Genomic DNA, 24,425 nt, shown 5'->3' on the forward strand with positions numbered 1-24,425 from the left:
ACACTCGATGCCGAGGGCGTGAGCGCGTATCTGGAGCTTGGGCCTGATGGCGTCCTGACGGCGATGGCCCGAACCTGCCTGCCCGAGGACACCGACGCGTTGCTGGTTCCGGTGTTGCGCAGGGAGCGGCCGGAGGCGCAGACCGCGGTCACGGCGCTGGCACACCTGCTCGCGCAGGACGCGGTGTCCGACAGGTCCGCGTACTTCGCCCGGACCGGCGCCGCGCACACCGACCTCCCGACGTACGCCTTCCAGCACCAGCGCTACTGGGTCCACGGCGGTGGATCCTCCGTGGACGCCGGGGCTGTCGGCGTCGCCACCGTCGACCACCCCCTGCTGGGCGGTGCCATTACGCTGCCGGACTCGGCCGCCATGGTCTTCACAGGGCGACTGTCGCTCGATACGCACCCCTGGCTGATCGACCACCAGGTGATGGGGCAGGTCGTCTTCCCGGGTGCGGCCTTGGTGGAGCTGGCGATCCGGGCCGGGGACGAGGTCGGCACCGGACGGCTCGACGAGCTGACGATCGAGGCCCCCCTGCTCCTGCCGCAGAGCGGCGCCGTGCAGGTCCGGCTGATGATCGCCGAGCCGGACGAGGACGGCCGGCGTGCGCTGACGCTGTTCTCCCGCCCGGAGGACGCCCTGACGGACGAGGCATGGGTCTGTCACGCCAGCGGTGCGGTCGTTCCCGAGGTGAGCACCGTGGACGGCGGGCTCGCCGTGTGGCCGCCGGCGGGTGCGGTCGAGGTCGATACGACGGGGATGTACGAGGTTCTGGCGGGGGTCGGGCTGGGTTACGGTCCGGTCTTCCAGGGGCTGCGTTCTGCATGGCGTGTGAATGGTGAGGTGTTCGCGGAGGTCGAGCTGCCGGAGTCGGTGGTGGCCGAGGCGGCTCGCTTCGGCCTCCATCCCGCGCTGTTGGATGCGGCGTTGCACGGCATCGGCCTGGGCGAGTTTGTCTCCAGCGGGGATGGTGCGCGGCTGCCGTTCGCGTGGTCGGGTGTGTCGTTGTACGCGTCCGGCGCGTCGGCTCTGCGCGTACGGATCGCGTCTGCCGGTACGGACGCGGTGTCTCTGACTCTGGCTGACACGGCGGGTGTGCCGGTGGCGGTCGTCGAGTCGTTGGCGTTGCGGCCGGTGTCGGCCGAGCAGCTCGACGGCCGGGCTGCGGGTGCCGCCCTGCGGGATGCGCTGTTCGGCCTGGACTGGGCCCAGCTGTCCGTGGATTCAGCAAGTGCCGCGTCCCTTGGTGGATGGGCTTTGCTGGGCGACGCGGAAGCATCGCTCGGGCGTGGTCTGGCGGCCGCGGGGCTGGGCGTCGAGGCGTATGCCGATCTGGAAGCACTTCTGAGCGCTTCCTCGGTGCCGGACGTCGTATTGGTGCCGTGCCCGGTGCCTGCTGGCGGGGATGTGGCCGGGCAGGTGCGGGAGACGGTCGGGCAGGTGTTGGGGCTCGTCCAGTCGTGGCTTGCCGATGAGCGGTTCGACGGATCTCGTCTGGTGCTGGTGACGTCGGGTGCGGTGTCGGCGGGTGCCGATGACCGTGTCCGGGATCTGGCGGCGGCGGCGGTGTGGGGTCTGGTGCGTTCGGCGCAGGCGGAGAACCCGGACCGGCTGGTGTTGCTGGACGTGGCGGATGAGGAGTCTGCCTGGGGCCTGGTCCCGGCCGCGCTCAGTGCGGCGGTCGGCAGTGGTGAGGGTCAGTTGGCGGTGCGTGGGGATGCGGTGTTCGTGCCGCGTCTTGGTCGCGTGTCGCCGAGCTCGGGTGCGGGTGCGGGTGCGGGTGCGGATTCGGGTGTTGGGTTCGGTTCGGGCACGGTGTTGGTGACGGGTGGTACGGGTGGTCTGGGTGCGGTGTTCGCCCGGCATCTGGTGTCCGGCCATGGCGTGCGTGATCTGCTGCTGACGAGCCGTAGGGGTCTGGAGGCTCCGGGCGCGCGTGAGTTGGTGGAGGAGCTGACCGGGCTCGGTGCGTCGGTTCGGGTGGCTGCTTGTGATGTGACGGACCGTTCGGCTCTCGCGGAGGTTCTGGCGGGTGTGTCCGCGGACCGTCCGTTGTCGGCAGTGGTGCATGTGGCGGGTGTGCTCGACGACGGTGTCATCACCGAGCTGACGCCGGAGCGCGTGAACGGTGTCCTGGCTCCGAAGGTGGACGCGGTCGTTCATCTCCACGAGCTGACAGCCGGCTTGGACCTGTCCGCGTTCGTGGTGTTCTCCTCCGCTGCCGGCGTGTTCGGTGGTGCGGGGCAGGGCGGGTATGCGGCGGCGAACAGCTTCCTGGACGCGTTCATGGAGTTCCGGCGTGGCCAGGGTCTGCCGGGTCTGTCGTTGGCGTGGGGGCTGTGGGACGGCGTCGGTGGCATGGGTGGCGGGCTCGGTGCGGGTGATGTGCGGCGTGTCGAGCGTTCGGGTGTCCGGGCTTTGGGGGAGGCGCAGGGGCTGGCGCTGTTCGATGCGGCGTTGCGGGTTGATGCGGCGCTGCTGGTTCCGGCCCCCCTGGACCTGCGCGTCCTGCGCGGTCGGGCGGAGATACCCGCCCTCCTCCGCAGCCTGGTCACGACACCCCGCCACCGCACCACCGCAAACGCCGGAACGTCGGCGCGGAGCGGGTCGGCTCTCGAAGCCCGGCTGTCGGGCCTGAGCGCCGCCGAACAACGGCTGGCAGTGCTCGATCTGGTCAGCGCGCACGCCGCAGCCGTACTCGGCCACACCAGCACCGCGATGATCGAGCCGGGGCAGGCCTTCCGCGAGCTCGGGTTCGACTCGCTCACGGCGGTGGAGTTCCGGAACACTCTGATGGCGGAGACCGGAATCCGCCTTCCCGCGACCCTGGTCTTCGACCACCCGACCCCGACCGCCCTCGCGGAGTACCTGACGACCGAACTCGTCGGCGCGGACACCGGAGGGCCGGCCGCGGCCGTGGCCGCGGCGGTGGCGGCGGACGACGAGCCGATCGCGATCATCGGCATGAGCTGCCGTTACCCGGGTGGTGTGGAGTCCCCCGAGGATCTGTGGCGCCTGGTGTCCGAGGGTACGGACGGGATCTCGTCCTTCCCGGACAACCGCGGCTGGGACCTGGAGACGCTCTTCGACGACAACCCGGACAACCCGGGGACCTCGTACGCCGACCAGGGCGGATTCCTGCACGGGGCGGCGGAGTTCGACGCCGGATTCTTCGGTGTGTCGCCGCGTGAGGCGCTGGCGATGGATCCGCAGCAGCGGCTGCTGCTGGAGACGTCGTGGGAGGCGCTGGAGCGGGCGGGTATCGACCCGCTGTCGGTCAAGGGCGAGCGGGTCGGCGTCTTCGCCGGTCTGATGTACCACGACTACCTCTCCAGGCTGACCTCGATCCCGGACGGGCTGGAGGGCTTCCGGGGCACGGCGGGCGCGGGCAGTGTCGCCTCGGGCCGGGTCTCCTACCTGTTCGGACTCGAAGGTCCGGCAGTGACGGTGGACACGGCGTGCTCGTCGTCGCTGGTCGCGCTGCACCTGGCGGTGCAGGCGCTGAGGAAGGGCGAGTGCACCATGGCCCTGGCCGGCGGCGTCGCCGTCATGTCCACTCCGGACACGTTCATCGACTTCAGCCGGCAGCGCGGCCTGGCGCGGGACGGCCGGTGCAAGTCGTTCGCGGAGGCTGCGGATGGTACGGGCTGGGGTGAGGGTGTCGGCATGCTGCTGGTGGAGCGGCTGTCGGACGCGGTCCGCAACGGCCACCGCGTGCTGGCGGTGGTGCGTGGTTCGGCGGTGAACCAGGACGGTGCGAGCAACGGTCTGACCGCTCCGAACGGTCCGTCGCAGCAGCGCGTCATCCGGCAGGCGCTGGACAGCGCGGGTCTGACGACGGCCGACGTCGATGCTGTCGAGGCGCACGGTACGGGTACGAAGCTGGGTGACCCGATCGAGGCGCAGGCCCTGCTCGCCACCTACGGCCAGAACCGTCCCGAGGACCAGCCGCTGTGGCTGGGTTCGGTGAAGTCCAACATCGGCCACACGCAGGCGGCGGCCGGTGTGGCGGGTGTGATCAAGATGGTGCAGGCGATGCGCCACGGCGTCCTGCCCAAGACCCTGCACGTCGAAGAGCCGTCTTCCCAGATCGACTGGACCGCCGGCGCGGTCGAGCTGCTGACCGAGGAGCAGGCCTGGCCGGAGCAGGATCGCCCGCGCCGTTCCGCTGTCTCCTCGTTCGGTATCAGCGGCACCAACGCGCACGTGATTCTTGAGCAGGCCCCCGAAGAGGCTCCGGTGGAGCGGGCGACTGCAGAGGGCGAGTCCGCGAGCGGTGGACTGGTTCCGTGGATGCTGTCGGGTCGGTCGGCGGAGGCGCTGCGGGCGCAGGCTTCGCGCCTGCTGGAGTTCGTAGAGGCACGTCCCGAGCTGAGCGTGACCGACGTCGGCTCCTCGCTGGCTGCGAACCGTGCGGCTTTCGAGCATCGTGCGGTGGTGGTCGCGGAGGGCCGTGAGGCGCTGGTGCGAGGTCTGGGTGCCGTGGCGGCGGGTGAGTCGGACGCGTCGGTGGTGTCCGGTGTCGCCGGACGCGGTCGACTCGCGTTGTTGTTCACGGGTCAGGGTGCGCAGCGGTTGGGTATGGGCCGTGGCTTGTACGAGGCGTTTCCGGTGTTCGCGGAGGCGTTTGACGCGGTGTGTGCGGAGCTGGATCCGTTGCTGGGCCGTGGTCTGAAGGATGTGGTGTTCCAGGAGCAAGGCCTGCTGGATCGCACCGGCTTCACCCAGCCGGCGTTGTTCGCCGTTGAGGTGGCGTTGTTCCGTCTGGTGGAGTCCTGGGGTGTGCGCCCGGGCTTCGTGGCGGGGCATTCGGTTGGGGAGATCGCGGCCGCGCATGCGGCGGGTGTCCTGTCGTTGAAGGACGCCGCCACGCTGGTAGCGGCACGTGGCGGGCTGATGGAGGCACTGCCCGAGGGCGGCGTGATGGTCGCCGTCCAGGCGGGGGAGGAGCAGGTCGCTCCGCTGCTGACCGACGGCGCGGCGATCGCGGCCGTCAACGGCCCTGAGGCGGTAGTGATCTCCGGTGCCGAGGACGCCGTCGCGGGCGTGGTGGAGGCTCTGTCGGCTGCGGGGGTGCGGTCGAAGCGGCTGCGGGTCAGCCATGCCTTCCACTCGCCGTTGATGGATCCGATGCTGGACGCCTTCCGCGAGGTCGTCGAAGGCCTGGACTTCCAGACGCCGCAGATCACCTTCGTGTCGGCACTGACCGGCACGGTCGTGTCGGAGGAGATAGCCGACCCCGAGTACTGGGTCCGACACGTCCGCGAAGCGGTCCGTTTCCACGATGCGGTGCGCACACTCGATGCCGAGGGCGTGAGCGCGTATCTGGAGCTTGGGCCTGATGGCGTCCTGACGGCGATGGCCCGTGGCTGCCTGCCCGAGGACACCGAGGCGTTGCTGGTTCCGGTGTTGCGCAGGGAGCGGCCGGAGGCGCAGACCGCGGTCACGGCGCTGGCACACCTGCTCGCGCAGGACGCGGTGTCCGACAGGTCCGCGTACTTCGCCCGGACCGGCGCCGCGCACACCGACCTCCCCACCTACGCCTTCCAGCACCAGACGTACTGGATCCACGACGCGGGATCCTCCATCGACGCCGGGGCTGCTGGTGTCGCGCCTGTCGATCACCCCCTGCTGGGTGCTGCGGTGGCCTTGCCCGACTCGGCCGACATGCTCTTCACCGCGCGCCTCTCCCTGCGGTCGCATGACTGGCTGGACGATCACCGTGTGCTGGACCGGGTGATCGTGCCGGGTGCGGCTCTGGTGGAGCTGGCGATCCGGGCGGGCGACGAGGCCGGTTGCGGGACGCTGGAGGAGCTCAACCTTGAGGTTCCGCTGGTGCTGCCCGAGGACGGTGGTGTGCAGCTGCGTGTCCTGGTCGGTGGGGTGGACGAGGGGGAGCGGCGTGCCGTTTCGGTGTTCTCGCGTCGTGAGGACGCCTTCGACGACGCGCCCTGGACGCGGCACGCGACCGGAACGCTCAGCGCCGTCGAGGCGGCGACGGGTGCCGACTTGAGCGTGTGGCCGCCGGCGGGCGCGGTCGAGGTCGATACGACAGGCATGTACGAAGCGTTGGCGGGAGTCGGGCTGGGTTACGGTCCGGTCTTCCAGGGGCTGCGTTCTGCGTGGCGCCTGGGGGATGAGGTGTTCGCGGAGGTTGAGCTGCCGGAGTCGGTGGCGGCCGAGGCGGGGCGCTTCGGTCTGCATCCCGCGCTGCTGGATGCCGCGTTGCACGGCATCGGGCTGGGCGACTTTCTCTCCAGCGGGGATGGTGCGCGGCTGCCGTTCGCGTGGTCCGGTGTGTCGTTGTACGCCTCCGGTGCGTCGGCCCTGCGCGTACGGATCGCTCCCTCGGCCGGTACGGACGCGGTGTCCCTGTCTCTGGCCGATGCGACAGGTGTGCCGGTGGCGGTCGTCGAGTCGTTGGCGTTGCGGCCGGTGTCGGCCGAGCAGTTCGACGGCGATGCGGCGGCCGGTCTGCGCGACGCGCTCTTCGGGGTCGACTGGACGGAACTGCCACTCAACAGTGGGACTTCGGCCCTTCCTGAGTGCGTGGTGCTCGGTGCGTCCGGCTCGTCGGCCGAACTGGGCCTGAAGCAGCTGGGTGTCGATGTCGAGGCGTACCTCGGGATGGACGAACTCCGGGCGGCGGTGGACGCAGGCGGCACGGCACCTGGTCTCGTGTTGGTGTCGTGTCCGGCGTCTGCTGCCGGGGATGTGGCCGGGCAGGTGCGGGAGACGGTCGAGCAGGTGTTGGGGCTCGTCCAGTCGTGGCTTGCCGATGAGCGGTTCACCAGCTCACGCCTGGTGCTGGTGACGTCGGGTGCGGTGTTGGCCGGTGTCGATGACCGAGTCGGGGATCTGGCGGCGGCTGCGGCGTGGGGTCTGGTGCGTTCGGCGCAGGCGGAGAACCCGGACCGGCTGGTGTTGCTGAACGTGGCGGATGAGGACTCTGCCTGGGGTCTGGTCCCGGCCGCGCTCAGTGCTGCGCTCGGTAGTGGTGAGGGTCAGGTGGCGGTACGCGGCGGTGCGGTGTTCGTGCCGCGCCTAGGTCGCGTGTCGCCGGGCACGCCTTCCGGCTCGGGCTCGGGTTCGGGTTCGGGTTCGGGTGTTGGGTTCGGTTCGGGCACGGTGTTGGTGACGGGTGGTACGGGTGGTCTGGGTGCAGTGTTCGCCCGGCACCTCGTGTCCGGTCACGGGGTACGTGATCTGCTGCTGACGAGCCGTAGGGGTCTGGAGGCGCCGGGCGCGCGTGAGTTGGTGGAGGAGCTGACTGGGCTTGGTGCGTCGGTTCGGGTGGCTGCTTGTGATGTGACGGACCGTTCGGCGCTCGCGGATGTTCTGGCGGGTGTGTCCGCGGACCGTCCGTTGTCGGCGGTGGTGCATGTGGCGGGTGTGCTCGACGACGGTGTCATCACCGAGCTGACGCCGGAGCGCGTGAGCGCCGTTCTGGCGCCGAAGGTCGACGCGGCGGTCCATCTCCATGAGCTGACCGCCGACTTGGACCTGTCCGCGTTCGTGGTGTTCTCCTCCGTCGCCGGCGTGTTCGGCAGCGCCGGGCAGGGCGGGTATGCGGCGGCGAACAGCTTCCTGGACGCGTTCATGGAGTTCCGGCGTGGCCAGGGTCTGCCGGGTCTGTCGTTGGCGTGGGGGCTGTGGGACGGCGTCGGTGGTATGGGCGGCGGGCTGTCGGACGCCGACGTGCGGCGCGTCGAGCGCTCCGGCGTCCGGCTCCTGGACCTCCCCCTCGGGCTGGGGCTCTTCGACGCGGCGGCCGAGGCCGGTCGCGCGGTGGTGGTCCCCGCACCGCTGGACTTTGCCGTGCTGCGCCGCCGGGACGACATCCCCACCCTGCTGCGATCCCTCGTCACCCCGGCGACGAACCGTACGGTCGCCCGTAGCGTCGGCGCCGGCACGAGCGCTGCCGGGATCACCGCCGAGCAGTCGCTCCGGCAGCGCCTGCTGGCCCTGCCGGAGGAGGAGCGCGACGACGCGCTGCTGGACGTCGTACGCGGCCAGGTCGCGGCTGTACTGGGCTATGCCGGAACCACGGCGGTGGAGGCCGACCGGTCCTTCCGCGAGCTGGGATTCGACTCGCTCACCGCGGTCGAGCTCCGCAACGGCCTCAGCGCCGTGTCGGGCCTCAGCCTGCCCGCGACGCTGGTTTTCGACTACCCGACTCCCGCCGTCCTGACCGACCACCTGCGGTCCGAACTCATCGGCAAGCACGCCGAGTCCGAGCTGCTCGGCCAGTTCGACGCGCTCCTTCCGCTGATGGACACGATCGCCCAGGACGAATCGCTGCGGACGAAGGCGGAAGCGCGGCTGCGGACGCTGCTCTCGCAGCTCGCGCGCGCCGCGGATCCCGTCGCAGGGCCCGAGGAGACCGAGGACGAGCAGGAGATCGAATCGGCCACGGCAGACGAACTGCTCGATCTGATCGACAAGGAATTCGGCTCGCTGTAAGCGGCGGCCACCACCACACCGTCACCCGCCGGGCGCGGCGGAACCTTTTTCCCCACCTCACGGCTCCGAGCCGAAGAAATTCCCTGAGAGGGCAGTAGAACGATGGCCGACGAGACGAAGCTTGTTGAATACCTCAAGCGGGTCACCGCTGACCTGCGTCAGACGTCCCGGCGCCTGCGCGAGGTCGAGGCCGAGGCCACGGAGCCGATCGCGATCGTCGGTATGAGCTGCCGGTACCCGGGCGGCGTGGAGTCTCCCGAGGACCTGTGGCGCCTGGTGGCCACCGGTGCCGACGGGGTGTCCCCGTTCCCCGCCGACCGCGGCTGGGACGTGGAGCGGCTGTACAACGAGGACCCCGACCACCGGGGCACCTCCTACACCCGCGAGGGTGGATTCCTGCACGGTGCGGCGGAGTTCGACGCCGGGTTCTTCGGTGTGTCGCCGCGTGAGGCGCTGGCGATGGATCCGCAGCAGCGGCTGCTGTTGGAGACGTCGTGGGAGGCGCTGGAGCGGGCGGGTATCGACCCGCTGTCCGTGAAGGGCGAGCGGATCGGTGTCTTCGCCGGTCTGATGTACCACGACTACGCCACCAGCGTCACCGACGTGCCCGAGGAGCTGGAGGGCTACATCGGCAACGGCAGCGCGGGCAGTGTCGCCTCCGGCCGGATCTCGTACACGCTCGGTCTTGAGGGCCCGGCGGTCACGGTGGACACCGCCTGCTCCTCCTCGCTCGTGGCGCTGCACCTGGCGGTCCAGGCCCTGCGGCGCGGCGAGTGCACCATGGCCCTCGCCGGCGGTGTGACGGTCATGTCGACGCCCGCGACCTTCGTGGAGTTCAGCCGCCAGCGTGGCCTGGCGCCCGACGGCCGGTGCAAGTCGTTCGCCGAAGGCGCCGACGGTACGGGCTGGGGTGAGGGTGTCGGCATGCTGCTGGTGGAGCGGCTGTCGGACGCGGTGCGCAACGGTCATCGGGTGCTGGCGGTGGTGCGTGGTTCGGCGGTCAACCAGGACGGTGCGAGCAACGGTCTGACCGCTCCGAACGGTCCGTCGCAGCAGCGGGTGATCCGGCAGGCGTTGGAGAGTGCGGGTCTGACGACGGCCGACGTCGACGCCGTCGAGGCGCACGGCACCGGCACAAAGCTCGGCGACCCGATCGAGGCGCAGGCGCTGCTCGCCACCTACGGCCAGGACCGCCCCAAGGACCAGCCCCTGTGGCTGGGTTCGGTGAAGTCGAACATCGGCCACACGCAGGCAGCGGCCGGGGTGGCGGGTGTGATCAAGATGGTGCAGGCGATGCGCCACGGCGTCCTGCCGCGCACGCTCCACGTCGAGGAGCCGTCCTCCCAGATCGACTGGACCGCCGGCGCGGTCGAGCTGCTGACCGAGGAGCGGGCGTGGCCGGAGCAGGATCGTCCCCGCCGTTCGGCTGTCTCTTCGTTCGGCATCAGCGGCACCAACGCCCACATCATCCTTGAGCAGGCCCCCGAAGCCGAGACCGAGACGGAGGCGTCGGAGCCGGCGGCGGACTCGCCCGCCGCACTGCCCTTCGCGCTCTCCGGCAAGACGCCCGCGGCGGTACGCGACCAGGCCACCCGCCTGGCCGCCTTCCTCAGGAGGGACGGCGAGGACGCGACGGGCCCGGCGGCCACGCAGACGGACCTGGCGTACTCCCTCCTCACCACGCGCAGCACCATGGAGAACCGGGCCGTCGTCGTGGCGGCCGACCGCGACGAACTCCTCTCCGGACTCGACACGCTGGCCCTCGGAGGCTCCGCGCCCGCCGTCGTCCAGGGCGCCCCGGCAGCCGGGAAGACGGCGTTCCTCTTCACCTTCCAGGGCAGCCAGCACCCGGGCATGGGCCGCGAACTGTACGACGCCTACCCGGTCTTCGCGGCCGCCTTCGACGCGGTCTGCGAAGAGCTCGACAAGCACCTCGACCGGCCCATCCGGGAGATCATCTTCGCGGCGGAGGGCACCCCGGAGGCCGAACTCCTCGACCAGACCGGTTATTCGTCGCCCGCGATCTTCGCCCTCGAAGTGGCCCTGTACCGGCTGCTCGAGCACTGGGGCATCCGCCCCGACCTGATCGCCGGCGGATCGATCGGCGACTCCGCCGCCATCCACATCGCGGGCGTGCTGTCCCTTGAGGACGCCGCGACCCTCGTCACCAGCCGTAGCCGCCTGATGAACGCGCTGCCGCCGGGCGGCGGCATGGTCGCTGTCGAGGCACCCGAGCACGTCGTACGGGAGGCTCTCGACGAGCTGGCCGGACGGGTCAACATCGCGCTGATCAACGGACCCCAGGCCTTCGTGGTCTCCGGTGACGAAGAACTGATCGTCGCCCTCGGCGACCGCTGGAAGTCCGAGGGCTACCGCATCAAGCGGCTCCTGGTCAGCCACGCCTTCCACTCCCCGCACATGGACCCGATGCTCGACGCCTTCCGAGAGGTCGCCGCGGCCCTCGACTTCCAGGCACCGAGCATTCCGATGGTCGACGCCCTGACCGGAGAGATGCTGAGCGCCGAGGAGGTGTGCAGTCCGGAGTACTGGGTGCGGCACGTCCGCGAAGCGGTGCGGTTCTGCGACTCGATCCGCACCCTGGAGCGCGAGGGCGTCACCACCTACCTCGAGGTCGGACCGCTCGCCATGCAGAGCGTGATGGCGCGCGAGTGCCTCACCCAGGAGGCCGACACGGCCCTCGTGTCGACGCTCCGCCGGGACCATTCCGAGGTCGTATCGCTGCTCACCGCCGTCGCGCGGCTCCACACCCGCGGCATTCCCGTCGACTGGTCCGCCTTCTTCGCGGACGTCCACCCGCACACCACCGACCTGCCGACGTACGCCTTCCAGCGCGACCACTACTGGCTGGAGGCCCCGGCGGGCCTCGGCCGGATCGGCGACTCCGCCGCAGCCGCCGAACTGGGCCTGAGCCTGGCCGGTCACCCCTTGCTGGGCACGGCGATCGCCCTCGCGGAATCGGGCGGCTTCCTGTTCACGGGTCGCCTTTCCCTGCGGTCGCACGGCTGGCTGGACGATCACCGTGTGCTGGACCGGGTGATCGTGCCGGGTGCGGCTCTGGTGGAGCTGGCGATCCGGGCGGGCGACGAGGCCGGTTGCGGGACGCTGGAGGAGCTCAACCTTGAGGTTCCGCTGGTGCTGCCCGAGGACGGTGGCGTGCAGCTGCGTGTCCTCGTCGGTGAGGCGGACGAGGCGGAGCGGCGTGCGGTCTCCGTCTTCTCCCGTGCCGAGGACGCGCTGGACGGCCCGTGGACGCGGCACGCGACCGGCACGCTCAGTGCCGTCGAGGCGTCGAGTGGTGCGGACTTGAGCGTGTGGCCGCCCGTGGGCGCGGTCGAGGTCGACACGGCTGGGATGTACGAGGTTCTGGCGGCGGCTAGGCTGACTTACGGTCCCGTGTTCCAGGGGCTGGGGTCTGCATGGCGTGCGAATGGTGAGGTGTTCGCGGAGGTCGAGCTGCCGGAGTCGGTGGTGGCCGAGGCGGCTCGCTTCGGTCTCCATCCGGCGCTGTTGGATGCGGCGTTGCACGGCATCGGCCTGGGCGAGTTTGTCTCCAGCGGTGACGGCGGTGGCGGTGCGCGGTTGCCGTTTGCGTGGTCGGGTGTGTCGTTGTACGCGTCCGGCGCGTCGGCCCTGCGCGTACGCATTGCGTCTGCCGGTACGGACGCGGTGTCTCTGACTCTGGCTGACACGGCGGGTGTGCCGGTGGCGGTCGTCGAGTCGTTGGCGTTGCGGCCGGTGTCGGCCGAGCAGCTCGACGGCGATGCGGCGGCCGGTCTGCGCGACGCGCTCTTCGAGGTCGACTGGACGGAGCTCCCCGTGGCTGAGGGAGCCACCTCGTCCGACACGAGCTGGGGGCTGCTTGGCGATGACGGCTCGTCCGTCGGGCGCGGGCTGGCGGGGGCGAGGATCCCGTTCACCGCGTACGCCGGTCTGGAGGAGCTGCGCGCCGACTCCGCCCCGGTGCCGGAGGTCGTGCTCCTGCCGTGCGCCGCCACCGATGCCGTCGGCACCGCGGAACAGGTGCGGGAGACGGTCGAGTGGGCTCTGGGCGCGGTCCAGTCGTGGCTTGCCGATGAACGGTTTGCCGATTCTCGGCTGGTGTTGGTGTCGACCGGCGCTGCTGACGAGGCCGGGGATCTGGCGGCGGCTGCGGTGTGGGGTCTGGTGCGTTCGGCGCAGGCGGAGAACCCGGACCGGCTGGTGTTGCTGGACGTGGCGGATGAGGAGTCTGCCTGGGGTCTGGTCCCGGCCGCGCTCAGTGCGGCGGTCGGTAGTGGTGAGGGTCAGTTGGCGGTGCGTGGGGGTGCGGTGTTCGTGCCGCGTCTTGGTCGCGTGTCGCCGAGCTCGGGTGCGGGTGCGGGTGCGGATTCGGGTGTTGGGTTCGGTTCGGGCACGGTGTTGGTGACGGGTGGTACGGGTGGTCTGGGTGCGGTGTTCGCCCGGCACCTCGTGTCCGGTCACGGGGTACGTGATCTGCTGCTGACGAGCCGTAGGGGTCTGGAGGCTCCGGGCGCACGTGAGTTGGTGGAGGAGCTCGCGGAGCTGGGTGCTTCGGCGCATGTGGTTGCTTGTGACGTGACGGACCGTTCGGCGCTGGCTGAGGTCCTTGCCGCTCTGCCCGCGGACCGTCCGTTGTCGGCAGTGGTGCATGTGGCGGGTGTGCTCGACGACGGTGTCGTCACCGAGCTGACGGCGGAGCGCGTGAGCGCCGTTCTGGCGCCGAAGGTGGACGCGGTGGTCCATCTCCACGAGCTGACGGCCGGCTTGGACCTGTCCGCGTTCGTGGTGTTCTCCTCCGTCGCCGGTGTGTTCGGTGGTGCGGGGCAGGGCGGGTATGCGGCGGCGAACAGCTTCCTGGACGCGTTCATGGAGTTCCGGCGTGGCCAGGGTCTGCCGGGTCTGTCGTTGGCGTGGGGCCTGTGGGACGGCGTCGGCGGTATGGGCGGCGGGCTGTCGGACGCCGACGTGCGGCGCGTCGAACGCTCGGGCGTTCGGGTTCTGGGCGAGGCGCAGGGGCTGGCGCTGTTCGATGCGGCGCTGGGGGTCGATGCGGCGCTGCTGGTTCCGGCCCCCCTGGACCTGCGCGTCCTACGTGGCCGGACTGAGATACCCGCCCTCCTCCGGAACCTGGTCACGACATCCCGCCGGCGCACGACCGCCTCCTCGGCGAAGGCCGACACCGACACCTCCCTGCGGCAGCAGCTGCTCGCACTCCCGGAGGAGCAGCGCGACGCAACCCTGCTCGACCTCGTACGGAGCCATGTCGCGGCCGTCCTCGGCTACGCGGGCGGAGAGACGGTGGACCCCGAGCGGGCCTTCCGCGAGCTGGGGTTCGACTCACTCACCGCGGTCGACCTCCGCAACGCCCTCGGCCCCGTCACCGGCCTCACCCTGCCCGCGACACTCGTCTTCGACTACCCGACTCCCGCCGCCCTGACCGAGTACCTCCGCTCGGAGATCCTCGGCACCGATGCGACGGGCGCGGCCGCGGACACGACGGCGGTGGCGGACGACGAGCCGATCGCGATCATCGGCATGAGCTGCCGTTACCCGGGTGGTGTGGAGTCCCCCGAGGATCTGTGGCGCCTGGTGTCCGAGGGTACGGACGGGATCTCGTCCTTCCCGGACAACCGCGGCTGGGACCTGGAGGCCATCTACCACCCGGACCCGGAGCACCGAGGCACCTCCTACACCCGGGAGGGCGGCTTCCTGCATGACGTCGCCGACTTCGACGCCGAGTTCTTCGGGATCTCGCCCCGTGAGGCACTCGCCATGGACCCGCAGCAGCGGCTCCTCCTGGAAGCCGCCTGGGAAGCCATCGAGCGGGCGGGCATCGACGCGAAGTCCCTCAAGGGCTCCCGCACCGGCGTCTTCGCCGGCCTGATGTACCGCGACTACCTGACCAGGCTGCGCTCCGTGCCGGAGGGCCTGGAGGGTTTCCGTGGCACAGCCAGCAGCGGCAGTGTCGCCTCGGGCCGGGTCTCCTACCTGTTCGGACTCGAAGGTCCGGCAGTGACGGTCGACACGGCCTGCTCCTCCTCCCTGGTGGCGCTGCACCTGGCGGCGCAGGCGCTCCGGCGCGGCGAGTGCACCATGGCCCTCGCCGGCGGCGTGACGGTCATGTCCTCGGCGGGGACCTTCGTCGAGTTCAGCCGGCAGCGCGGCCTGGCGCCCGACGGCCGGTGCAAGTCGTTCGCCGAGGGCGCCGACGGTACGGGCTGGGGTGAGGGTGTCGGCATGCTGCTGGTGGAGCGGCTGTCGGACGCGGTCCGCAACGGTCATCGGGTGCTGGCGGTGGTGCGTGGTTCGGCCGTGAACCAGGACGGTGCGAGTAATGGTCTGACGGCGCCGAACGGTCCGTCGCAGCAGCGGGTGATCCGGCAGGCGTTGGAGAGTGCGGGTCTGACGACGGCCGACGTCGATGCTGTCGAGGCGCACGGTACGGGTACGAAGCTCGGCGACCCGATCGAGGCGCAGGCCCTGCTCGCCACCTACGGCCAGGACCGCCCCAAGGACCAGCCCCTGTGGCTGGGTTCGGTGAAGTCCAACATCGGCCACACGCAGGCGGCGGCCGGGGTGGCGGGTGTGATCAAGATGGTGCAGGCGATGCGCCACGGCGTCCTGCCCCGCACGCTCCACGTCGAGGAGCCGTCCTCCCAGATCGACTGGACCGCCGGCGCGGTCGAGCTGCTGACCGAGCAGCAAGCCTGGCCGGAGCAGGATCGCCCCCGCCGTTCGGCTGTCTCTTCGTTCGGCATCAGCGGAACCAACGCCCACATCATCCTTGAGCAGGCCCCCGAAGAAGCTCCGATGAAGCGGCCGACTGCAGAGGGCGAGTCCGGCAACGGCGCGCTGGTTCCGTGGATGCTGTCGGGTCGGTCGGCGGAGGCGCTGCGGGCGCAGGCTTCGCGCCTGCTGGAGTTCGTAGAGGCACGTCCCGAGCTGAGCGTGACCGATGTGGCCTCCTCGCTGATGGCCCGGAGCGCGATGGACCACCGTGCGGTGGTCGTCGGGCGTGATCGCGCCGAGTTGCTCGATGGTCTGCGGAGCCTGGGCCGCGATGGCGCGACGTCGAACGTCACGCCCGCCGTGGACTCGGCAGGCGCTCGACTCGCCTTGCTATTCACGGGTCAGGGTGCGCAGCGGTTGGGTATGGGCCGTGGTTTGTACGAGGCGTTTCCGGTGTTCGCGGAGGCGTTTAACGAGGTGTGCGCCGAGCTCGACCCGCTGCTGGGCGGTGGCCGTGGCCTGAAGCAGGTCGTCTTCGAGGAGCAGGACCTGCTGGATCGCACCGGCTTTACCCAGCCGGCGTTGTTCGCCGTTGAGGTGGCGTTGTTCCGTCTGGTGGAGTCGTGGGGTGTGCGCACTTCCTTCGTGGCCGGGCATTCGGTCGGCGAGATCGCGGCCGCACACGCTGCGGGTGTCCTGTCGTTGAAGGACGCCGCAGTGCTCGTAGCGGCACGTGGCGGGCTGATGGAGGCACTGCCCGAGGGCGGCGTGATGGTCGCCGTCCAGGCCGGTGAGGAGCGGGTTGCTCCTCTCCTGGTGGAGGGTGCGGCGATCGCGGCCGTCAACGGCCCTGACGCGGTGGTGATCTCCGGTGCCGAGGACGCCGTGGCGGGCGTGGTGGAGAGGTTGACGGCTGCGGGGGTGCGGTCGAAGCGGCTGCGCGTCAGCCATGCCTTCCACTCGCCGTTGATGGATCCGATGCTGGACGCCTTCCGCGAGGTCGTCGAAGGCCTGGACTTCCAGACGCCGCAGATCACCTTCGTGTCGGCACTGACCGGCACGGTCGTGTCGGAGGAGATAGCCGACCCCGAGTACTGGGTCCGACACGTCCGCGAAGCGGTCCGCTTCCACGACGCGATACGCACACTCGACGCCGAAGGGGCGAGCGCGTACGTCGAGTTGGGCCCCGATGGCGTCCTGACCGCCATGGCCCGAACCTGCCTGCCCGAGGACACCGACGCGATCCTCGTCCCCGCGCTCCGCCGCGAGCAGCCTGAGACGCAGAGCATCACCAAGGCGGTCTCGGAGCTGCACCGCCGTGGTGTGGACCTCGACTGGGAAGCCATCAGTGGCGTGTCCGTCGACTGGGACTCCTTCTTCGCCGAGTCCGGCGCGCGCCGCGTCGAGCTGCCGACGTACGCCTTCCAGCGGCAGCGGTTCTGGCTGGAGGACGCCGAGGGCGCCACGCAGGACGTCGAGTCCGTCGGCCTCAAGTCCGCCGGGCACCCGCTGCTGGGCGCCTCGATCGCTCTGCCCGACTCCGACGGCGTGATGTTCACGTCCCGGCTGTCGCTGCGGGCGCACCCGTGGCTGAACGACCACCGCGTCATGGACAAGGTGATTGTCCCCGGTTCGGCTCTGGTGGAGCTGGCGATCCGGGCCGCCGACGAGGTCGGCGGCGGCACACTGGACGAGCTGCTGCTGGAGGCGCCCATCGCCCTCTCCGACGACGGTGGTGTGCAGCTGCGTGTCCTGGTCGGTGGGGTGGACGAGGCGGAGCGGCGTGCCGTTTCGGTGTTCTCGCGTCGTGAGGACGCCCTCGACGACGCGCCCTGGACGCGGCACGCGACCGGAACGCTCAGCGCCGTCGAGGCGGCGACGGGTGCCGACTTGACTGTCTGGCCGCCGGCGGGCGCGGTCGAGGTCGACACGACAGGCATGTACGAAGCGCTGGCGGGAGTCGGGCTGGGTTACGGTCCGGTCTTCCAGGGGCTGCGTTCTGCGTGGCGTGTGGATGGTGAGGTGTTCGCGGAGGTCGAGCTGCCGGAGTCGGTGGCGGCCGAGGCGGGTCGCTTCGGTCTGCATCCGGCGCTGTTGGACGCGGCGTTGCACGGCATCGGCCTGGGCGAGTTTGTCTCCAGCGGTGACGGCGGTGGTGGTGCGCGGTTGCCGTTCGCGTGGTCCGGTGTGTCGTTGTACGCCTCCGGTGCGTCGGCCCTGCGCGTACGGATCGCTCCCTCGGCCGGTACGGACGCGGTGTCCCTGACCCTGGCCGACGCGGCGGGCGTGCCGGTGGCTGCCATTGCCTCCCTCGTTCTCCGTCCCGTCACGCAAGACCGGCTCGACGGCGCCGAGTCCCTCCTGACGGACGCGCTGTTCCGTGTCGACTGGACGGAGCTCCCCGTGACGGCGGGAGCCGCCTCCTCCGACACGAGCTGGGCACTGCTCGACGGCAACGGCGACGGCAACGCCGCCGACAGCGAAGGCAACGCCGACAGCGAAGGCGCAGGCGACAGCGCCGGCGACGCCATCGGCTCGCCCGCCGCGCGCGCTCTAGCGGCGGCGGGGATCCCGTTCACCGCGTACGCCGGTCTGGAGGAGCTGCGCGCCGGCTCCGCCCCGGTGCCGGAGGTCGTACTCCTGCCGTGCCCCGCTGCCGCCACCGTCGGCACCGCGGAACAGGTGCGGGAGACCGCCGAGCAGGTGCTGGCGCTCGTCCAGTCCTGGCTCGCCGAGCCGCGGTTCGACCGGTCGCGTCTGGTCCTGGTGACCTCCGGTGCCGTGGCTGCCCGTCCCGGAGAGCCGGTGCGGGATCTGGCGGCGGCTGCGGCGTGGGGGCTGGTGCGTTCGGCGCAGGCGGAGAACCCGGACCGGCTGGTCCTCGCGGACCTGTCGGAGGGCGACGACGCTGCCTGGGCGGGGCTTCCGGCCGCGCTCTCCACCGACGAGAGTCAGTTCGCCTTGCGCGGCGATACCCTCCTCGTGCCGCGACTCGCCCGGGCCCGGACCGCCGACGCCCTGGTCGCGCCTTCCGGCGACGCCCCCTGGCGGCTGGACGCGGCCGTGCGGGGCACGCTGGAGAACCTGGTGCTGGTACCGGCCCCCGACGCCGGGGCGCCGCTGGCGGCCGGGCAGGTCCGGATCGGGGTGCGTGCCGCAGGGCTCAACTTCCGTGACGTGATGCTCTCCCTCGGCCTCTACCCGGGCGACTTCGTGCTCGGCGGCGAGGGCGCGGGTGTGGTCCTCGAAGTCGGGCCGGAGGTCACCGGTATCCGTCCGGGCGACCGTGTCATGGGCATCTTCGACGGCGCGTTCGGCCCGACGGCGATCGCCGACGCCCGGTCCGTGCACCGCATCCCCAAGGGCTGGTCGTTCGCCCAGGCGGCGGCCGTCCCCATCGTGTTCATGACCGCGTACTACGCGCTGGTGGACCTGGCCGGGGCCCGGCGCGGCGAGTCCGTGCTGATCCACGCCGCCGCGGGCGGTGTCGGCATGGCCGCGGTGCAGCTGGCCCGCCACCTCGGTCTGGAGGTGTACGGCACGGCGAGCCCCGGGAAGTGGGACACCCTGCGCGCCCTGGGGCTCGACGACGCGCACATCGCGTCCTCCCGCACCCTGGACTTCGAGGGCGCGTTCCTCGACGCGACCGGCGGGCGCGGGATGGACATCGTCCTTGACTCCCTCGCCCGGGAGTTCGTCGACGCCTCCCTGCGGCTGCTGCCGGGCGGCGGCCGGTTCCTGGAGATGGGCAAGACCGACATCCGGATCCCGCAGGAGGTCGCAGCCGCCCATCCGGGGGTGCGCTACCAGGCGTTCGACCTCGTGGAGGCGGGGCCTGAGCGGATCGGCGAGATGCTCGCCGCTCTCGTCGAGCTCTTCGAGAACGGCGCTCTCGCGCCGCTGCCCGTGACCACCTGGGACGTACGGCAGGCACGTGACGCCTTCCGGTACGTCAGCCAGGCCAAGCACACCGGCAAGGTCGTCCTGACCGTTCCCGTGCCGCTGGACCCGCAGGGCACCGTACTGATCACCGGAGGCACCGGTGCCCTGGGCGGGCTGCTCGCCCGGCACCTGGTCCGGGAGTACGGGGTGACCAGGCTCGTCCTGACGAGTCGCCGCGGCCGGGACGCGGCGGGCGCCGCCGACCTGGAGCGCGAGCTCACGGACCTGGGCGCGGACGTCCGGATCGCCGCCTGCGACGCGGCCGACCCGGTGGCTCTGGCCGAGCTGGTGGCGGGCATCCCGGCGGAGCACCCGCTCACGGCGGTCGTCCACACCGCCGGCGTGCTCGACGACGGCATCGTGCCGTCGCTCACCGCCGAGCGCCTCGGGAAGGTGATGCGCCCCAAGACCGAAGCGGCACTCGCCCTGCACGAGATCACCCGGGAACTGGACCTGTCGGCGTTCGTCCTCTTCTCCTCCGCGGCCGGCGTGTTCGGCAACCCCGGGCAGGCCAACTACGCGGCGGCCAACGCCTCGCTGGACGCCCTGGCCCAGTACCGGCGTTCGCTCGGCCTGCCCGCCGCCTCCCTCGCCTGGGGCCTGTGGGAGGAGAGCAGCGAGATGACGGCCCACCTGGGGGAGAACGAGCACGGCCGCCAGGAGCGGGCGGGAGCTTCCTCCCTCACCTCCAAGGAGGGCCTGGCCCTGTTCGACTCGGCCCTCGCGGACGGCGCCGCCGCGCTGGTCCCCGCCCGGCTTGACCTGGCCGCCGTGAACGCGTCGGCAGGTCCCGTCCCGCCGCTGCTGCGCGGCCTGGTCCGGGCCTCGGTACGCCGGGCCGCGGCGGCCGCCGCGGCCCGTCCGGGCACCGCCTCGCCCGCCGAGCGGCTGGCCGGCCTGTCCAAGCGCGCCCGGGACCGGGAGCTGCTCGACATCGTCCGGGAGAACACGGCGATCGTGTTCGGGCACGCCACCTCGGACATGGTCGAGGCCACCCGGAGCTTCAAGGCGATCGGCATCGACTCGCTCACCGCTCTGGAGCTGCGCAACCGGGTGGCGGCGGCCACCGGACTGCGGCTGTCCCCGACCCTCGTCTTCGACTACCCGACGCCGGCCGCCCTGGCCGCGCATCTCCAGGAGGAGTTCGGTACCGAGGACGAGGAGGCGCCGGCCGGACGCCCCGCCCTGTCCGAGATCGACCGGCTGGAGGCCCTGCTCGGATCGGTCGACGAGGCCGACGAGGCCGCCGTCACCGCCCGGCTCCGCGAGCTGATGGCCGCATGGAACGCCCGGACGGCCGAGTCCAGCGATGACACCGACATCGAATCCGCGACCGCGGAGGACATCTTCGACCTTCTCGACGGGGAGCTGGGAGCCCTCTGACCGCAGGCCCCCAGCCCCCGCCGACCCGCGAACCTCTGTTGGAGCGACTGCACGTGACGAACACGAACGAAGCCAAACTGCTCGACTACCTCAAGCGGGCCACGACCGACCTCAGGGAGAGCCGCCGCCGTCTCGCCGAGGCCGAGGCCAAGGACCGTGAGCCGATCGCGATCATCGGCATGAGCTGCCGGTTCCCCGGCGGCGCCGACACCCCGGAAGGGCTGTGGGACCTCGTCGCCCGTGGCGGTCACGGCCGCTCCGGGTTCCCCGTCAACCGTGGCTGGGACATCGACGGCCTCTTCGACGAGAGCCGTGGCGAAGCGGGCACCTCCTACGTGCGGGAAGGCGGTTTCCTCCACGAAGCCGTCGACTTCGACGCCGAGTTCTTCGGTATCTCCCCCCGGGAGGCCCTGGCGATGGACTCGCAGCAGCGCCTGCTGCTGGAGGCCTCCTGGGAGGCGTTCGAGGACGCCTTCATCGACCCCGTCTCGGCCCGCGAGACCGCGGTCGGCGTCTTCGCCGGTGTCATCCACCACGACTACGTGACCAGGCTGACGCACGTCCCCGACGGCTTCGGCGGCCTCCTCAGCACCGGCAGCGCGGGCAGCGTCGCCTCCGGCCGGATCTCGTACACGCTGGGTCTTGAGGGTCCGGCGGTGACGGTGGACACGGCGTGCTCGTCGTCGCTGGTGGCGCTGCACCTGGCGGTGCAGTCGCTGCGGAAGGGCGAGTGCACCATGGCTCTCGCCGGTGGCGTCACGGTGATGTCCTCACCGGGCGCGTTCGTGGAGTTCAGCCGGCAGCGCGGCCTCGCCCCGGACGGCCGCTGCAAGTCGTTCGCGGAGGGCGCCGACGGTACGGCGTGGGGTGAGGGTGTCGGCATGCTGCTGGTGGAGCGGCTGTCGGACGCGGTCCGCAACGGCCACCGGGTGCTGGCGGTGGTGCGTGGTTCGGCCGTGAACCAGGACGGTGCGAGCAATGGTCTGACCGCTCCGAACGGTCCGTCGCAGCAGCGAGTCATCCGGCAGGCGCTGGAGAGCGCGGGGCTGGTGTCCGCCGACGTGGATGTGGTGGAGGCGCACGGTACGGGTACGAGGCTCGGTGACCCGATCGAGGCGCAGGCTCTGCTCGCCACCTACGGCCAGGACCGTCCCGAGGACCGGCCGCTGTGGCTGGGTTCGGTGAAGTCCAACATCGGCCACACGCAGGCGGCGGCCGGTGTGGCGGGTGTGATCAAGATGGTGCAGGCGATGCGCCACGGCGTTCTCCCGAAGACCCTGAACGTCGAGGAGCCGTCCTCGCGGATCGACTGGACGATGGGCGCCGTCAGACTGCTGACCGAGGAGCGGGCATGGCCGCGGGCCGAGCGCCCGCGCCGGGCCGCCGTCTCCTCGTTCGGTATGAGCGGCACCAACGCCCACGTCATCCTCGAAGAGCCCGCGGACACCGCGGCCCTCCCGGAGGAGGCACCCGCCGCACCCGCGGGGGCACCCGTGGTGCCCTGTCTCCTGTCCGGGCGCACGGAACAGGCCCTGCGGGCCCAGGCCGTACGCCTGCGGGACCACCTCGGCCAAGGCGCACCGGCCGGCCTCGCCGACATCGGCCACACGCTGGCCACCGGCCGGTCGGCCTTCGAGCACCGGGCGGTGCTGATGGCCGCCGACCACACGGAGCTCCGCGCCCGGCTCGACGCGCTCGCCGAGGGCGAGCCCGCCGCCGGGCTCGTACGGGGCACGGCGACGGCCGACCCGGACGCCGGGGTGGTCTTCGTCTTCCCCGGCCAGGGCGCCCAGTGGCCGGCCATGGCCCGGGAACTCCTGCGTACCTCACCCGTCTTCCGCGAGCGGATGCGGGAGTGCGCCACGGCGCTGGCCCCGCACACCGACTGGTCGCTGCTCGACGTGCTGGAGGAGAAGCCCGGCGCCCCCACCTTCGACCGGGTCGACGTCGTCCAGCCCGCCCTGTTCGCCATGATGGTCTCGCTGGCGGCACTGTGGCAGTCGTACGGGGTGCGGCCGGCGGCCGTCGTCGGGCACTCCCAGGGCGAGATCGCGGCCGCCTGCGTGGCCGGGGCGCTCTCCCTGGAGGACGCCGCCCTCGTCGTGGCCCGCCGGAGCCAGGTGCTGGCCGAACTCTCCGGCCGCGGCGGCATGATGTCCGTGGCGCTGCCCGTGGCGCGCGTCACCGAGGATCTCCTGGCGTACGGCGAACGGCTCGCCGTCGCCACCGTCAACGGCCCGGCCGCCACGGTCGTCGCGGGGGAGACCGCCGCCCTCGACGAACTCTTCTCCCACTACACCGCCGAGGGCGTACGGGTCCGCCGCATCCCGGTGGACTACGCCTCCCACTCGCCGCAGGTCGAAGCCATCAGGGACCGGCTCCTCGAGGTCCTGGAGCCGGTCCGGCCGCTCCGGCCCCGGCTGCCCCTGTACTCGACGGTCACCGGTGAGACGGTGGACGGCCCCACCCTCGACGCCGGCTACTGGTACGAGAACCTGCGCCGGACCGTGCGGTTCGACCGGTCCATCCGCGAACTGGCCGCCGACGGGCACCGGTTCCTCGTCGAGGTCAGTCCCCATCCCGTGCTCACCCTCGGCATCACCGAGACCCTCGGCTCCCTGCCCGCCGCGGACCGCTCCGTCGTCGTCGACTCCCTCCGCCGCGACCAGGGCGGACTCGACCGGTTCCTCGAATCGGTCGCCGAACTCCACGTGCAGGGAGGCCCGGTCGACTGGCGGGCCGTGTTCGCCGAGCACCGGGCCCGGCCGGTCGACCTGCCCACGTACGCCTTCCAGCACCGGCCGTACTGGCTGGAGGAGGGCGTGCCGGCCGGCGGCACCGGCCCGACCGGGACGACCCCCACCGGCCACCCGCTGGCCGGTGCGCTTCTGGAACTGCCCGAGGCCGGGGCCCTGCTCTTCACCGGCGCCGTCTCCCCGCGCTCCCACACCTGGCTCGCCGACCACACGGTGTCCGGGGCGACGACACTGCCGTCCGCCGCGTTCGCCGACGCGGCGCTGCTGATCGCCGCCCGGGCCGGCTGCCCGCACGTCGAGGAGCTGACCGTCGAGTCGCTCCCGGCGCTCGCGGCAACCGGCGCCCTCGCCCTCCAGTTCCTGGTGGAAGCCCCTGACGGCACCGGCCGGCGCAGGCTGACCGGCCTCTCCCGGACCGAAGGCGCCCCCGAGGACGAGCCCTGGACCAGGCGGTTCACCGCCGTCCTGGCCCCCGAGCCCCCGCGGGCCGACTTCGACCTGGCGCACTGGCCGCCGGAGAACGCCGCCGGCATCGACCCCGGCGAGCTGTACGAGCAGCTCGCCGACAGCGGTCTCTCCCACGGTCCCGCCTTCCGCGCGGTCACCGGCGCCTGGCACCGCGGCGAGGAGTTCTTCGCCGAGGTCGTCCTGCCGCCCGCCCTCCGGGACGACGCCGGGGCGTTCCCCTTGCACCCGGTCCTCCTCGACGCAGCCCTCCACCCGGCCCTCGCGGCCCTGGCCCCGGCCGGCGGAGGAGCGTTCCAGGCCGTGGCGTGGAGCGGGGCCACCCTGTTCGCCACCGGCGCCTGGTCGCTGCGCGTGCGCGCCGAGCGGCGGCCGGACGGCTCCCTGGCCGTCGAGCTCGCCGACGCCGTCGGCGCACCGGTCGCCGAGGTCCGCGGCGTACGGGCGGCCGCCGCCCCCCTCGACGGGAACCGCGACGCCGGCGGCGCGCCAGGCACCCTGCTGCGCCCCGCCTGGGAGACCGTCGCGAAGCCGTCCGCGTCCGGTGAACCCCGCGGCTGGGCCCTGCTCGGCACCCTCGGCGCTCTCGACGCCGGAGCCCACCGGTCCCGGGACTGGGAGCACGCCGGCCTCGGCGCCGCCGCGTACCCGGACCTGCCGGCC

Annotated in this window: 1 protein-coding gene and 2 pseudogenes; all 3 read left to right on the forward strand. The window is 71.8% G+C overall.

The features are described from left to right. Positions 1-18: 18 nt before the first annotated feature. Positions 19-8,466, forward strand: a pseudogene (locus tag ACWF79_RS29750) (SDR family NAD(P)-dependent oxidoreductase); the annotation flags it as partial. Between the two features lie 102 nt (positions 8,467-8,568). Then, positions 8,569-20,541: an SDR family NAD(P)-dependent oxidoreductase gene (locus ACWF79_RS29755; protein ID WP_453731263.1), complete on the forward strand. Its 11,973-nt coding sequence runs from the start codon at positions 8,569-8,571 to the stop codon at positions 20,539-20,541. Continuing rightward, positions 20,538-24,203: pseudogene (locus ACWF79_RS29760) on the forward strand (type I polyketide synthase); the annotation flags it as partial. The gene ACWF79_RS29755 and the pseudogene ACWF79_RS29760, both read left to right, overlap by 4 nt. Positions 24,204-24,425: the final 222 nt, after the last annotated feature.

The sequence above is a fragment of the Streptomyces sp. NPDC054975 genome (genome assembly GCF_053609105.1).

Excerpts from the sequence above, each read along its gene's own strand:
- ACWF79_RS29755 (WP_453731263.1), top strand. The coding sequence starts at position 8,569 with ATGGCCGACGAGACGAAGCTTGTTGAATACCTCAAGCGGGTCACCGCT.